Annotated in this window: 12 protein-coding genes; 9 read left to right on the top strand and 3 right to left on the bottom strand. The window is 65.9% G+C overall.

Annotation, left to right across the window (positions count from 1 at the left end):
* Positions 1-5: 5 nt before the first annotated feature.
* A complete protein-coding gene (locus tag ACFYWJ_RS06165) occupies positions 6-3,026 on the top strand; it encodes a hypothetical protein (RefSeq protein ID WP_355275142.1) in 3,021 nt (1,006 codons plus the stop codon).
* A gap of 10 nt (positions 3,027-3,036) precedes the next feature.
* Here the strand turns inward: ACFYWJ_RS06165 and ACFYWJ_RS06160 are convergent, their stop codons facing one another.
* Positions 3,037-4,422, bottom strand: a complete 1,386-nt coding sequence (locus ACFYWJ_RS06160) for a hypothetical protein (protein ID WP_355275143.1) — start codon at positions 4,420-4,422, stop codon at positions 3,037-3,039.
* Positions 4,423-4,592: 170 nt separating this feature from the next.
* On the opposite strand from ACFYWJ_RS06160, the gene rpsF reads away from it, so the two are divergent.
* The 5 genes from rpsF (at position 4,593) to dnaB (ending at position 9,505) form a co-directional block, all read left to right on the top strand.
* A complete protein-coding gene (gene rpsF / locus ACFYWJ_RS06155) occupies positions 4,593-4,880 on the top strand; it encodes a 30S ribosomal protein S6 (RefSeq protein ID WP_022565973.1) in 288 nt (95 codons plus the stop codon).
* Between the two features lie 94 nt (positions 4,881-4,974).
* Positions 4,975-5,535: a single-stranded DNA-binding protein gene (locus tag ACFYWJ_RS06150; protein WP_218718404.1), complete on the top strand. Its 561-nt coding sequence runs from the start codon at positions 4,975-4,977 to the stop codon at positions 5,533-5,535.
* Between the two features lie 31 nt (positions 5,536-5,566).
* The gene (gene rpsR, locus ACFYWJ_RS06145; RefSeq protein WP_019050001.1) at positions 5,567-5,818 is read left to right on the top strand and encodes a 30S ribosomal protein S18; all 252 of its coding nucleotides are present in this window, start codon (positions 5,567-5,569) and stop codon (positions 5,816-5,818) included.
* A gap of 17 nt (positions 5,819-5,835) precedes the next feature.
* Positions 5,836-6,288, top strand: a complete 453-nt coding sequence (rplI, locus tag ACFYWJ_RS06140) for a 50S ribosomal protein L9 (protein ID WP_355275146.1) — start codon at positions 5,836-5,838, stop codon at positions 6,286-6,288.
* A gap of 589 nt (positions 6,289-6,877) precedes the next feature.
* Positions 6,878-9,505 carry a replicative DNA helicase gene (gene dnaB, locus ACFYWJ_RS06135; RefSeq protein WP_355275148.1) on the top strand — a complete coding sequence of 876 codons (2,628 nt, stop codon included), beginning with the start codon at positions 6,878-6,880 and terminating at the stop codon, positions 9,503-9,505.
* A 65-nt stretch (positions 9,506-9,570) separates the two neighbouring features.
* Here dnaB and ACFYWJ_RS06130 read toward each other — a convergent pair whose 3' ends face one another.
* Complete coding sequence (locus ACFYWJ_RS06130; protein ID WP_355275149.1) at positions 9,571-10,521, bottom strand: hypothetical protein; 951 nt, start codon at positions 10,519-10,521, stop codon at positions 9,571-9,573.
* A 249-nt stretch (positions 10,522-10,770) separates the two neighbouring features.
* Here ACFYWJ_RS06130 and ACFYWJ_RS06125 point away from each other — a divergent pair, with 249 nt between their 5' ends.
* The 3 genes from ACFYWJ_RS06125 (at position 10,771) to ACFYWJ_RS06115 (ending at position 13,985) form a co-directional block, all read left to right on the top strand.
* Positions 10,771-11,472, top strand: a complete 702-nt coding sequence (locus ACFYWJ_RS06125; protein WP_355275151.1) for a restriction endonuclease — start codon at positions 10,771-10,773, stop codon at positions 11,470-11,472.
* A gap of 232 nt (positions 11,473-11,704) precedes the next feature.
* Entirely contained in the window at positions 11,705-13,387 is a 1,683-nt protein-coding gene (locus ACFYWJ_RS06120; protein WP_355275153.1) for a DUF885 domain-containing protein, read from the top strand.
* Positions 13,388-13,466: 79 nt separating this feature from the next.
* The gene (locus ACFYWJ_RS06115; RefSeq protein ID WP_355275155.1) at positions 13,467-13,985 is read left to right on the top strand and encodes a hypothetical protein; all 519 of its coding nucleotides are present in this window, start codon (positions 13,467-13,469) and stop codon (positions 13,983-13,985) included.
* Positions 13,986-14,000: 15 nt separating this feature from the next.
* Here ACFYWJ_RS06115 and ACFYWJ_RS06110 read toward each other — a convergent pair whose 3' ends face one another.
* Positions 14,001-14,780 carry a methyltransferase domain-containing protein gene (locus tag ACFYWJ_RS06110; RefSeq protein ID WP_355275157.1) on the bottom strand — a complete coding sequence of 260 codons (780 nt, stop codon included), beginning with the start codon at positions 14,778-14,780 and terminating at the stop codon, positions 14,001-14,003.
* Positions 14,781-14,782 lie beyond the last annotated feature (2 nt).

The following is a 14,782-nucleotide window of genomic DNA, read 5'->3' as shown; positions in this document are numbered from 1 at the left end:
CCGTCGTGACAGCTCGCCAGCGCTACGCCCAGTTCGAGTCGTCGTACCGGCCACGGGTCGGCACCGACGAACTGACCCTGCACGAACAACTCGCCGCGACGGATTTCAAGCTGCGGTTCGTCACGATGTGCGCCGCCGCCGCGCTGCGGGCGGCCGATCCCAACCATGTGAAGCTCAGCCGCTCTCCCGGCTTCGGCGGCTACATCAGTGCGCTCACCTGGTCACAGCAGCAGATCCGCGCCGCGACCACAGCTGATCAACCACTGCACAGCGGTGTACTCGACCTGATCCAAGGCGCACTCGACGCCGTCCAGGCAGGCTCCGGCGGCCCGCCGGAGTTCAGCACGCTGAAGAAGCTGCGGGACCATATCGCGCACGGCGGCTCCATCCCGGACGACGAAGCCCTCCGACAGACCTGGAGAACCCGCGTACAGACCGCCTCGGAGGCTCTGTCGGCCGCGATCATCGCGTTTCTCGGCGATGCGGACGACCTGACCGGCGTCAGCGACGAAGGACTCAAGCGCCTCGAGCTGGTCTGGCCACGAGGCCATCGCCTCGAGCTGTGGCCCTTCGTCTGCGCCGACTCCAGCGACAACTGGTGCGTGCTCTCCAGCTACACGGGCAGCACGCCGTACTACATCCGGCGCGACAATCACGATGTCCGGGTGGCGGGACGGAGCGAGAGCCTGATCATGGCGCTGAACGAAGCCTGCATCCCCCGCGCCGACGATCGCAGCCTGCCGAACTTCATGGGCGAACTGCGCGACGACCTGGAGGGTTTCCGCGATCCCGACTCCGAGCCGTATCACCACGAGGTAGCCGGCGTCGTCAATGTCTTGTGGGTGCGGGCGACCAGCGACGACCCCGAGGAACGCTCGGACCTCTTCCGTCTGGGCGACGGCGACCGCAAGGAGTGGCTGAACGAATCGGGCGAGTGGGTCAGCTACCCGCTGTTCCTGCGCCAGATCGCCAATTGGCCCGCGGTGGCCCGATCCACCCGCCAGCGCCTGGAGAAGATCGAACGAAAGCTGATCGAGGACGAGCAGGAGAACCTCGATTGGTCGCCTGGCTCGGACACCATGATCGAGCCGTTCGTCGACGTGACGAACCTCCAAGGTACGCGCGAAGGCACGGACATCAGGTTCGATTCGTTGCGCCACCAGATCGACGACCGGCTGAAGGTGCGCGGCTCGCAGACCCGGATCTTCTTCATCTCGGGCGAGGCGGGCATCGGCAAGACCCGGACGCTGATCTCCACCGCGTTGGAGCGCGCTCAGCATGTCGAGGCCGAGGATCAGGGCGATTCCGAGAAGAATCACCTGCCGCTGTTCCTCTACGTGCGATCGACCGGGCAGGTGCTGTCCAGCCTGTCCACCGTGGTGAACGACGCGGTCGCCTATACCCGGAATCTGAATGAGAAGAGTGTTCAGACGCTGTGCCGCAACGGCTTGATCGCCCTGTTCGTCGACGGTTTCGACGAGCTCCTCGGCGGTGTGGGCTACGACAACGCACTGGGGTCGCTGCGCCCGTGGATCGAAGCACTGGGCGGGCGCGGTGTCATCGTGGTTTCGGCGCGGTCGTCGTACTACCTGAACCAATACCGGTCGAGTCTCGACCAGAATCAGAACCTCTCAGTCGAGCATCGCGTGGCGGAGTTCAAGCGCTGGACGCCGGAGCAGATCAATGAATTCATCACCTTTCACGGCCTGCCGACCAGCGGTCTCGACGCGCTATCGGACGACGACCGCAAACTGCTCGGTCTGCCGTTCTTCGCACGCGTGTACGTGGAAGCCGTCAAGCGCGGCAGTCTCGGCAGCAGTCCACTGCCCGATGTGATCGTCGATCAATACCTCACCCGTGAGGCGAGCAAGCTGAACGAGGGCTCCGGCGATCAGAAGCCACTGCTCGACACCCCGGAGCTGCGAGCGGTATTCGAAAACCTGGCCTTGCTGATGGCCGAATTCGGGGAACGCGAAATACCGCTTCAGGAGCTGCAATACGCAACTCAGATCGCCATCGGCGACGAACTGGACACCCGGCGCGGCCTGGCGAACCGCCTGACCGTGCTGTGCGGCATCACCGTGGCAGGCGGCAGCGACACCGATCGCCGATTCGCGTTTCAGCACGAGATCTTCTTCGACATCTTCCTCGCCGACATCACGATGAGCGACATCCGAACCGCCGAGGACGCTGTCGGCGCGCTGGGCCGGATGCAGTGGCGCTCCGCCACCGCCGCGCGCATCGTGCGCCTCTCGCCCGACGACTCACGGCGAGCCTTGACCAGTGCGCCGGTCCGCGCCGCGGCCGAACAATCGGAACGGTCAGCGCCGATCAGGTCGAACATCGGATTGCTGTGGGAAGCGCTGCTGCAACGTTCGGAAGCACTCGGTGATCTCACCATTTCCGGCGCGACCTTCGAAGACATCGACCTGACCGCGGTCGAAGTCTCCCGGCTCGAATTCACCGGATGCGTGTTCCGTACGTTGATCCTGCCTCCCGCCGGAAACACCTGGGACCTGCGGTTCAGCAATTGCACGATCAGCACCCTGCAAGCCTGGCGCGCCGGCCGTCCGCTGCAGGGAATCTCGGTCTTCGAGAACAACACGGTGCTGCAGATCCTCAACCAGAGCTCGCACACCGACAAGCCGGGCGAGATCGCCGCGAAGCTGCACGATCTCGGCGCGCCGATCGACTACAAGATCGAGAACTCGGCCGACTCGTACAGTTGCGAAGCGATGGACTTCTATCTGAGCAACCTCCGGCTCCGCGCCGACACGCTCTACATCACCGAGAAGGGACATCGGCCGGTCGAGAGCCACACCAAATGGCCGAGCGAATACGGCGCCGATCTGTGGTCGGACTTCATCACCGCACTCCTCAACTCCGACAGCGCGTCGCTGAAGCCACTGTCCGCGTCGGGTCAGAAGATCTGGCGGGTCAAGTTCAACACGTCGATCGACTCGCTGCGCCGACGCGATCCGGAGGATCACCGGGTGGCCGCGTTCTGGCGGATTGTCTCCGGCTGATCCCGACCCGCTATCCGACCGGCTGAAGTTCGCGTGCGGCCATGGGGGCCCCATGGGGCGCCGGGGTGCGGCCGCGCAAGGCCGCGCGCAGGAACAGGAAGAACAGGGCGATGAGCAGGGCGGTTCGGAGCCAGACACCGAACTGGACGATGCCCTCCATCAGGTCGACACCCTCGCCCTCGCCGAGCGCGGCGAAGTAGCGGAAGACGCCGATGCCGACCGCCGCGTCGGCGACGAGATAGGCCGCGACCAGTGACCACGGGACCTCGAGCAGGACCAGGAACGGAATTATCCACAGGGTGTACTGGGGTGAGTGGACCTTGTGGAAAAGCATGAATCCGCACAGCATCGCGCCGCTCACGCCGACCCACGGGAACGGCGAGGTGGGTGTCCAGCGGCGCACGCCGAGCCACATCGCCAGCCCGAAGGACGCCAGGATCAGCGCCGGTGAGGCGACGGCGACCATGTCGTGCCAGGTGGTGGTGGTCTCGGCGTCGCGGCCGAAGATCAGCGGGTGGCCCCAGTACCAGATCGAATTGGTGGTGATGTCGGCCTGGCGCAGCTGCTGGAAGGTGATCGAGGCGCGCCACCCGTCGACCCCGGCCACCATGAACGGCAGATTCACCGCGGCCACCGTGCCCATCGCCGCCAGCAGCGTCTGCGCGGCGCCCGCCACATCGAGCTCACGCAGCCTGCGCGGGCCGCGCGGCGTGCCCTCGGTGAGCACGTACATCGCCAGCGGGAGCACGAAGATGCCCGGATAGAGCTTGAGGCAGAAGCCCAGCGCGAGCAGCACCGCGGCGATGATCCCGCGGGTGCGCACCGACAGGCCGGTCAGCATGGTCATCACGTAGACCGCGGCGACCGCCGTGCACACCACCGGCAGTTCCCAGTTGTGGAAGGCGTAGAGCACCAGCGGCGGCCCGATCGCCCACAGCAGCGCGGCCGGGCCTGCCAGCCTGGCCAGCATCCAGGCCGTGAGCAGGGCGAACGGGGTGAGCAGCAGCGCCGATTGCCAGAGGAAGTCGGCGTCGTTGGCGACCCCGATCGCGCCGGCCCACATGAGCACGCCGCTGAGCACCGGGTACTCCACCGCGCCGCCGGTGAGCGCGCCGTCCTCGGTGATCCCGCCGTCCACGTACGGGAAGACGTGGTTGTCGATCTCGCGGCCGAGCCAGAGGAACTGGATATCCGAATAGCAGACATCCGAATCCTTGCGGACATCGAATATCAGGCTGCGACCGGATTCATCGATCGCGCCGCCCGCGCACCGCGCCTTGTTGGCATAGGCCAGCGCGAGGGTGAGCCCGCACAGCAGCACGACGAGAAATGTCAGCGCCGTGGCCCGCGCCGCGCCGCGTGCTGCGCGCTGCTGCGAGTCGGCGGCTGTGGTCATGGCGACCACAGTATGCGGCGACACGCCGATCACCCGTGCGTACCCGCGGCGAAGATCGATTTCGCTGCTCAGGGCCCGCTCATGTAGCCTTACCGGGTTGCTGACGCAACGAACCCTCCTGCCATGGAAAGTCCATGGCCGTTTCCTAGTCCACAGGAGGTGATTGGTCCGTGCGTCATTATGAAGTGATGGTCATCCTCGACCCCAGCCTGGACGAGCGCATCGTCGGGCAGTCCCTGGATAACCTGCTCAACGTCGTCAAGACCGAGGGCGGCAAGGTCGACAAGGTCGACATCTGGGGCCGTCGTCGGCTCGCCTACGAGATCGCCAAGCAGGCCGAGGGCATCTACGCGGTCGTCGAACTGACCGCGACCCCGGCCACCGTGAGCGAACTCGATCGCCAGCTGGGCCTGAACGAGACGGTGCTGCGCACCAAGGTTCTGCGCAACGACAAGTAGTCCGCAGAGCAAACTCTCGTTTTCGTCGGTGCCTGTCTTTAGGCTCTAGCGCGACAGCGAGACGCGGACTGCACCCCGAGCAGGAGGAACCCCCATGGCAGGCGACACGGTCATCACCGTCATCGGAAACTTGACGGCAGACCCTGAGCTTCGTTTCACGCCCGCGGGCGCAGCGGTGGCGAATTTCACCGTCGCTTCGACTCCCCGCGTGTTCGATCGCAATTCGAACGAATGGAAAGACGGCGAGGCCCTGTTCCTGCGCTGCAACATCTGGCGTGAAGCAGCGGAGAACGTCGCCGAGAGCCTGACCCGAGGCGCTCGCGTGATCGTGAGCGGACGGCTCAAGCAGCGCTCCTACGAAACCCGCGAGGGTGAGAAGCGCACGGTCGTCGAACTCGAGGTCGACGAGGTCGGCCCCTCGCTGCGCTACGCGACTGCCAAGGTCTCCAAGGCCGGTCGCGGCGGCGGAGGCGGTGGCTTCGGTGGCGGTTCCGGCAATGCCGGTGGTGGTGCAAGCGCAGGCGGCTACAACGCCAACAACGGCGGCGGACAGTCGGGCGGCGGAAACGCCGGCAACGACGATCCGTGGGGTAGCGCGCCCGCGGCCGGCTCCTTCGGGGGCGGCGGCCGCATGGATGACGAACCGCCGTTCTGAGGAACGGCACTCATAGTACGGAGAGAAGACCATGCCTAAAGCGCCCGCGCGCGAAAAGGTGCTGAAGAAGAAGGCTTGCACTTTCTGCAAGGAGAGCAAGTCCGGAATCGTCAATATCGATTACAAGGACACCACGCTGCTGCGTAAGTACGTCAGCGATCGCGGCAAGATCCGCGCCCGCCGCGTCACCGGCAACTGCGTCCAGCACCAGCGTGATATCGCTGTCGCCGTCAAGAACTCGCGTGAGGTGGCCCTGCTGCCTTACGTGTCGACCGCTCGCTGAGAAAGGGAGTCAGACAGATGAAGCTCATCCTCACCGCTGATGTCGACAACCTCGGTGCCCCGGGCGATCTCGTCGAGGTCAAGGACGGCTACGGCCGCAACTACCTGCTGCCCCGCGGCCTGGCCATCGTGGCCACCCGTGGCGCCCAGAAGCAGGTCGAGGGCATCCGCCGGGCGCAGGACGCCCGCAAGGTGCGCGACCTCGATCACGCCAACGAGCTGAAGCAGGCCATCGAGGGCCTCGAAGCGGTCTCGCTGGCCGTGAAGACCGCCGACAGCGGCAAGCTGTTCGGTTCGGTCACCACCGCCGATGTCGCCGCCGCCATCAAGGCCGCCGGTGGCCCCGTGGTGGACAAGCGCAGCATCGAGCTGCCGAAGTCGCACATCAAGGCGACCGGCAAGCACGGCATCGTGGTGCACCTGCACCCCGATGTGGCTGCCAAGTTCAACCTCGAGGTTGCCGCGAACTGAGTTCGCTGAGAACCACCCCCGTGTTCGACACGGGGGTGGTTTCTCGTTGCCTTTTTGCGGCCGGTTTCGCGATAACTGACCGATAGCCGAAGATCGCTCCCGTGCAGGTCACCGAAGGCGGCCGACGGTCGGCAATCCGCTGACCTCCCGTTATTCGGCCTGTGGATGGTTGCGGAAACCGACCGGCAGATTTGTGACTCCAGTCATAGCCTGCACCATCGCTGTTTACCCAACACGCCCGGCCGTTCACCTTGACCGACACGCCGGAACTTCTTTCATCCACAGGTGGAGAGTTGGGTAAAACGGGGCCTAGCAGGGCGTTCCACCGCACTGACCTGGGTTTTCCCCACGTTTTCCACAGGAGCTGCACAACACTGGGTGAACTACCCCCAAGTTATCCACAGTTGTGTGCACATATCGGGTTGGCGGCGCCCGGAAACGTCGCTTAGGTTCGTCGCATCGCCCTGCGCGCGGCCCCGGGAATCACGCAGGCAACCGATTGCTGACATCCGTGTCGGTGCCCGGGAGTACAACGAGTTCATCGATGTGAAACCCCCGGTTCTGCGGGCAGAGAGGACGGTCGATTCTGGTGACTACCACCGGTGACCGCGCGCATACGGACTTCCCGCCCGAGCCCCCCGGCGAGGACTTCGGCCGCCAGCCCCCGCACGACATGGCCGCGGAGCAGTCCGTCCTCGGCGGCATGCTGCTGAGCAAGGACGCCATCGCCGACGTGGTCGAGGTGCTGCGCCCCGGCGACTTCTACCGCCCCGCCCACCAGGCCGTCTACGACACCATCCTCGACCTGTACGGCCGCGGCGAACCCGCCGACCCCGTCACCGTCGCGGCCGGTCTCGACCGCCGCGGCGAGCTCAAGCGCATCGGCGGCCCGCCGTACCTGGTCACCCTGACCCAGACCGTGCCCACCGCGGCCAATGCCGGCTACTACGCCGAGATCGTCGCCGAGAAGGCCATCCTGCGCCGCCTCGTCGAAGCGGGCACCCGCATCGTCCAGTTCGGCTACGCCGGCGCCGACGGCCAGGACGTCGCCGAGGTCGTCGACCGCGCCCAGGCCGAGATCTACGAGGTCACCGAGCGCCGCACCACCGAGGACTTCACCCCGCTGGAAGAACTCCTCCAGCCCACCATGGACGAGATCGACTCCATCGCCTCCCGCGGCGGCATCTCCCTCGGCGTCCCCACCGGCTTCACCGAACTCGACGAACTCACCAACGGCCTCCACGCGGGCCAGATGATCATCGTCGCGGCCCGCCCCGGTGTCGGTAAGGCGCTGGCGCTGGACACCCCGCTGCCGACCCCGACCGGGTGGACGACGATGGGCGAGGTCCGCGTCGGTGACGAACTGCTCGACGCCGACGGTCACCCCACGCGAGTGGTCGCGGCTACCGAGGTCATGACCGACCGGCCCTGCTACGAAGTCGAATTCTCCGACGGGACAGTGCTCGTCGCCGACGAGCAGCACCAGTGGCTCACCGACACCCGGAAATCCCGGCGTTCCGCGCAGGAAGCAGCCGCGGGCCGACCGCGGCGCAATCCTGTCACCCCCGGGGTTCGCACCACCGCCGACATCGCGAACACGCTGCGCTGCACCACCGCGGACCGGCGACTCAACCACTCGGTCACCAACACCCGACCGCTACAGCTGCCGACGAGGGACCTGCTGGTACCGCCGTACACCCTCGGCGCCTGGCTCGGCGACGGCACCTCCGCGGCCGCGCAGCTCACCTGCTTCGACCCGGAGATCGTCGCGCGGATCGAGGGCGAAGGCATCGTCGCGACGCCCTCGCCGTCCGCGCCCGGCCGCTACCAACTGACGCTGCCCGCCCCCGAACCGGTGCGGGCGCGTACCTGCGTCGTGTGCGGTGGCGAGTTCGTGCCGTTCACCAGCGAGGTCCGCACCTGCGGCCGTTCCTGCGGTGGGAAAGCGCGATTCGTTTCCGAGCCCGTCCCGGCGCCGACCTGCGCCGAGTGCGGGGGTCCGTCGATCGGCCTGCGGCTGTGCCAGGCGTGCCGGAACTCGGTGGGCAGTGTGCAGGCGCGGCTGCGCACCCTCTCGGTGCTGGGCGACAAGCACATCCCGGTCGAATACCTGCGCGCTTCGGAAGCGCAGCGCCGGGCGCTGCTGGCCGGGCTGCTCGACACCGACGGGACCGTCACGCACGGCGGGTCCGTGCAGTTCGCCGTCACCGACGAACGTCTGTTCCGTGACGTCGAGGAACTCGTCGTCGGCCTCGGTTACCGCTGCGGAGTCACCACCAGGCGGGTGCGCGGCCGGTCCGAACAGTCCTCGACCTGCTACACCCTCACCTTCGCCACCGACGACGAGGTCTTCGGCCTGTACCGCAAGGCGCTGCTGCACAAAGAGCGTCGCGCCTCGCACAGCACCGCCCGGTCCGATGCGCGGTACATCGTCGATGTCCGCCGCATCGAATCCGTCCCGGTGCGCTGCGTCGAGGTCGACAACGCCGATCATCTGTATCTGGCGGGCCGCTCGATGGTCCCGACCCACAACTCCACGCTCGGCATGGATTTCATGCGGAGTTGCTCGATCAAGCATGGGATGGCGAGTGTCATCTTCTCGCTCGAGATGAGCCGGACCGAGATCGTCATGCGTCTGTTGTCGGCGGAGGCGAAGATCAAGCTCGGTGATATGCGGTCGGGGCGGATGAGTGACGACGACTGGACCAAGCTGGCTCGGCGGATGAGCGAGATCAGTGAGGCGCCGTTGTTCGTCGACGATTCGCCGAACCTGACCATGATGGAGATCCGGGCCAAGGCGCGACGGCTCAAGCAGCGGCACGATCTGAAACTCGTGGTGGTGGACTACCTCCAGCTGATGAGCTCGGGCAAGAAGGTCGAATCGCGACAGCAGGAAGTCTCGGAATTCTCGCGACACCTCAAGCTGCTGGCCAAGGAACTCGAAGTTCCGGTGATCGCGATCTCGCAGCTGAACCGTGGTCCGGAACAGCGAACCGACAAGCGCCCCATGGTGTCCGACCTCCGCGAGTCCGGCTCGCTCGAGCAGGACGCCGACATGGTCATCCTGCTGCACCGCCCCGACGCCTTCGAACGCGACGACCCCCGCGGCGGCGAGGCCGACCTCATCGTCGGCAAGCACCGTAACGGACCCACCGCCACCATCACCGTCGCCCACCAGCTGCACCTGAGCCGCTTCGTCGACATGGCCAGGGGCTGACCCGGGGGGATCTGGTTGGTATCCGCAGTCAGGGTTTATCGGTGGCCGAATGACTTTCGGACCTGCTATGGCTGCGGGATCCTCCATACGATCGTCACCTGTGCATCAATCGGCTGCCCAGGCGGGCCGATCAGGATCTTTTGGACCAGATAGATCAGTATCAGCCTCTGCGCCTCGATCGTCATACCCGTCCAAGTCTGATCCGATGCGCTGAGAACCTCCCGCATGACATCCGGTCTCTGTTCCAAGAGGTCGACCTCCTCCTGCAACATCGGATCGTCCGAATGGTTCGGCGTGTTCCGAAGCACGTTGATCGACCGTGCAAGAATTCCCGGTTCCGCCCGGAGTCGATCCAGTATCTGTTGACACACATACTCGTCAGCGGCATCTGCATCGATTTCGCCGTGCTCACAGTAACCCTCGGGGGCACCTCCGGCGATGTAGTTGCCACGCAGGATGTCCAAGAGAGTACGCAGGTAGGCTTCGGGACCGATTTCGGCAAGAGTTCTCAGGTTGACGGCGATCCACTCCTCCTCTGAGAACATCGGCTCGTGCGGGAACGCCAGGTCCTCAGCGATCTCGATGGCATAGATCGGATTGATCATGAGTCGTGCGATGTCGTCGGGTACCCATTTGCTGCCGTCGCCCCTGGTGCTGTCCGGAGCACCGGGGTGGACAGCCATCTCGGACATCCCGTATTCGCCGGTGTCGGCCGCTCGCCACAATGCCCGAAAACGATCGACTTCGAGAGCTGGGTGCCTAGGGAACCCACCGCACAATGACAGAAGGGCGAGCACCAGCGTCTCCAGAACCTGCCATCTCGGAACAGCCTTGCCTTGGAGTATTTTTCGAACCTGCTCGTGACTCAGCGTCCCCGGTCCGTCCACGTCGATGCCACTGAGATGCCGTAGCGAGGGTGAGCCCGCTCGGCCGTACAGCTCATGGAGGGCGACGAGAAGGTCGCGGTGCGGTCCAGGTGGCACCGAGGACTCCGCAGGCATCGATATCGGGGGCATTCCGAGAACCTTTCGATGTCAACTATTGCCAACGGGCAGGTTGGCGACATGGATCGACATGGACGCCGACAAGGCACAGTGTCAACAATCGTCTCCCCGGATACGCCGGATCTGATCATGGTTCCATGCGAACACATACTCAGCTGGCCATCAGTCCCTCCGCTCGCCGCAGAATGACCCGATTCGTCCGTCGATATGGTGTCCTAACCGTCTCTCTACTCCGTTTGGCGTGGGAGGTCCTTCGATGAGATGACGTCATCGCATCAGGAGCTACTGGGTCTTTCAGATCCGTCTCGCTGGTACGGGCTCGGTCGAGGCCGCGATGTGAGTCGCGGCCTCGTCGGTCAAGTCCAAATGCGTGGTGTAAATGAGTTTGACTGGCCAACAATCAAACCCGATATCGAAGCCGGATCATTGTCTGACACTGACCCGATCCCCGTTCCAGAGTTTGATCTCGGTCAGGCGGCTGCAGGTCGGCTCACCGGAGCAGCCAGCACGGCCCTCCACTGGGATCAGATCGACGACGACACATTCGAGCGCCTACTCTACAATCTCCTCCGCGAGTTTCCCGAACACGAAAATGTCACGTGGCTCACCAAGACACGCGTGCCGGATCGTGGCAGAGACCTTGCACTGGACCGGATATTGCAGGACGGCACCGGCGGCGTCAGACGTGAACGTGTAATCGTCCAGGCGAAGCATTGGCTCTCGAAATCCGTCGGATTGGCGGACGTTGCTGCCAACGTTGCTGCGGTCAAGCTTTGGCAGCCTCCCACGGTTCGAGGGCTGCTGATTGTCACGAGCGGCCGCTTCTCATCGGACGCGGTTGCATGGGTCGAGCAGCACAACGAATCAGCAGTCGCGCCGCATATCGACCTTTGGCCTGAGAGCAGGCTTGAGACGTTACTCGCCCAGAGGCCCCATCTCGTAGCAGCACACGGCCTCCGGTGACCACGGCGCGCCTTACACCTGGCCTCCTGACTGACCGTGAACCCCATAGCCCCTCGGGGCGAATTATTGGTCAGGACGGGCGATTTCCGCACAAGTAAGCAGGCAAGCCTTACCTAATCTAATCGGTCCCAACTACCTGACGCATAGCAGTCCCAACACAATGGTTTCTGCAGGTTCACGTCCCAACACTTGAGGTGAGCGGCACCCGGGCCGCGGTGGTTAGCGTGGCGGTATGGAATCCGCTTCGGGTGTGCACGAGGTCTGTGATCGGTACGTCGCGGAGTACGCGGCTGCCGATCCGGTGCAGGCGACGCTGTTCGGGATCGCCGGGTACGCGGATCGGCTGACCGATTATTCGCCCGCGGGGCATCGGCTGCGGGCGGAGGTCGCCCGGAAGGCGTTGGGCGACATGGCCGCGATCGAACCCGGCTCCGACAGCGAACGGGTGGCCAAGGCGGTGTTCTGTGAACGCCTGGGGAGAGAACTCGAGGTGCAGGATGCGGGGCTGCGGGCGGCTTCGCTCAATGTGATCGCCAGCCCGGCGCAGGACATCCGGATGGTGTTCGATCTGATGGCCACCGAGACCGCCGCGGATTGGGCGGTGATCGCCGCGCGGATGGAACAGGTGCCCGAAGCTCTTCGCGGAGTGCGGGCTTCGCTGGTGGCGGCGGCCGAGGACGGCCGGATCTCCGCGCGGCGGCAGCTCGACAAGACCGCCGAGCAGGCCGAGACCTGGGCGGGCCGCCGCGGTGACCTCGGCTTCTTCACCGGCTTGATCACCCCCGCTCGCGAGGTGGCGGGTGCGCCGGTCGACGAGCTGGAACGGTCTGCGCGCGCCGCCGATTCGGCCTATGGCGAGTTCGCCGACTTCTTGCGGAACGAGCTGGCGCCGCGGGCGCCCGTCGCGGACGCGGTGGGCGAGCGGACGTATCGGCTGTGGTCAGGGTATTTCACCGGCGCCGATATCGATCCGCGGGAAGCCTACGACTGGGGATGGCGCGAGTTCTCCGAGATCGAAGCCGACCTGCTCGCTGTCGCCGCTCGGATCGCGCCGGGGAAGACGCCGGCCGAAACGGCGGCGGTGCTCGATGCCGATCCGAAGTACTGGATAAACGGTGCGGCCGCGTTCGAAGCGTGGTTGCAACGCACCGCCGACGCGGCACTGACGGCATTGCGCGGCACGCATTTCGACATTCCCACGGCGGCGGGCGCGCTGGAGTGCAGGATCGCGCCGCCGGGCGGGGGCGTCGGCGCGTATTACCTCGGGCCGAGCGAGGATCTACGGCGGCCGGGACGCATGTGGTGGTCGCTCGAGGCGGGCAAGGAGCGGTTCAGCACCTGGCGGGAGGTCAGCGTCGTCTATCACGAGGGGGTGCCGGGGCACCATCTGCACGCGATCACCGTGCTCACGGCGGACGGGCTGAACAGGTATCAGCGCATGTTGTCGTTCGTCGACGGGCACAGCGAGGGGTGGGCGCTCTACGCCGAGCGGCTCATGCGCGAACTCGGCTATCTGAGCGATGACGGTGACCTGTTCGGGATGCTGACCGAACAATTGCTCCGTGCCGCACGGGTGATCGTGGATATCGGCATGCATCTGGAGTTGACGATTCCCGCGGGCACCGGCTTCCACGAGGGCGAACGGTGGACTCCCGAGCTCGGTCTGGAATTCCTGTTGACCCGAGCGCTGACCGAACCGGCCAGGGCGCGCTTCGAGATCGACCGCTATCTGGGCTGGCCAGGTCAGGCGCCGGCGTACAAATTGGGTGAGCGCGGATGGCTCGCCGCCCGCGAGGAGGCGCGGAGTCGTGCCGGGGAATCGTTCTCGCTGAAGGAATTCCACACCCGCGCACTACGCATGGGCGGCATGGGGATGGATACGCTGCGCGCGCAGCTCGCCGCCAGCGAAGGCTGACGATCACCTGCCGGGCAGTCCGATCGCTACCATCCAGTGGGAGATCGGCTGGTTGTCGATGACGGAAATCAGGGTGGGGATGAAAACGCTGTTCAGCCCGGTCGTGCCGGTGTATTGGATCGTGTCGGCGCTGGCCGCCGCGCTGTACTTCTCCGGCGTGCTCCGGGTCGCGATGATGCTCGCGCGGTGGGCGGACGAGTCCGTCGCGGTGGTGTTCGGGTTCCTGGGTGGGATGCTGTTCGCGCTGCTCACCTGGCCGCTGGTCCTCGCGATCGGCTGGCAGGCGCGGCGGGCGTATTTGCGCAGGACGGCCGCTTCGGTCATCGCGACGGTGACCGAATCCGGTCACCGGGTGACCCGCGCCAACAACAATCCGTTCGCCACTCATCGCGTGCATATCGAGGCGACGTTCACCCACCCGGAAACAGGGACCGAACACCGGCTGCGAAAGCGCTACGCGTTGAACGAGTTCCGGCGCTCGACAGCGAAAGAGATGGTGCGGGACTATGCCGTCGGTGCTGAGATACCGGTGCTGGTGCGCGGGCGCGCGGCCGGATTCGATGTGCCACAGCGGCCGCAGTGGGTCGACCTCTGGTGATACCGCCCGGGGCGCTTATTCGTTCGCGCGGCGCGTGAGTTCAGCCCGCATCTGCAGGAATCGGAAGAGGCCGGGCCTGCCGATGACGGCCTCGTAGCGGTCGACGACCTCCTGCACGAAAGCGGGAACGTCGGCGGCCGGGAGGCGGGCGGTCCAGTCCGCGAAACCGACGGTGCACCAGCGGGTGAAGGCGTCGCGGGAGCCGAAGTCCCATTCCCGGTCGGTAACGGATCGCGCGGTGACGTCGAGGTCGGCGCTCGCCGCGAGCGCGGGGAGCGCGTCGGGGTCGATGTGCACGTAGGGGCGCGGGAAATCGGCGAAGGCCGCCGACCACCGCGCGTCGGCGGTGACCGCCATCGCGACGGACTCGACGCTCGAGCGTCGGCCGGCGCAGACGTACTGCACCAGGACCCGTCCGCCGGGGGCGAGCGCGGCGGCGATGTGGCGGTAGGCGGTCTCCTGGTCGACCACCCAGTGCAGGGCGTTGAACGAGACGACGAGGTCGAATTCGTGGTCGAAGGCCATGGTCGTGACATCGCCGACCTGGAAATCGACGTTCGTGAGCTGGTCGTCGGCGGTGCGGGCGACCTCGATCATCCGTGGCGACGGGTCGACGCCGAGGACGGAACCGTCGGGGACCCGGGTCGCGATCAGGCGCGACACGTAGCCGTCGCCGCACCCGACATCGAGCACGCGCTCGGCGCCCGCGACCGTGACCGACTCGACCGCTGCCGTCGCCATCGTCCGCTGGAGCGCGCTGATGTGGGCGTAGCCTGCGCCGTCCCAGTCGGCCATCG

Origin of the sequence: Nocardia sp. NPDC003269, from assembly GCF_042888005.1 — a bacterium.
GTDB lineage: Bacteria > Actinomycetota > Actinomycetes > Mycobacteriales > Mycobacteriaceae > Nocardia.
This window is presented reverse-complemented; position numbering and strand designations above follow the sequence as displayed.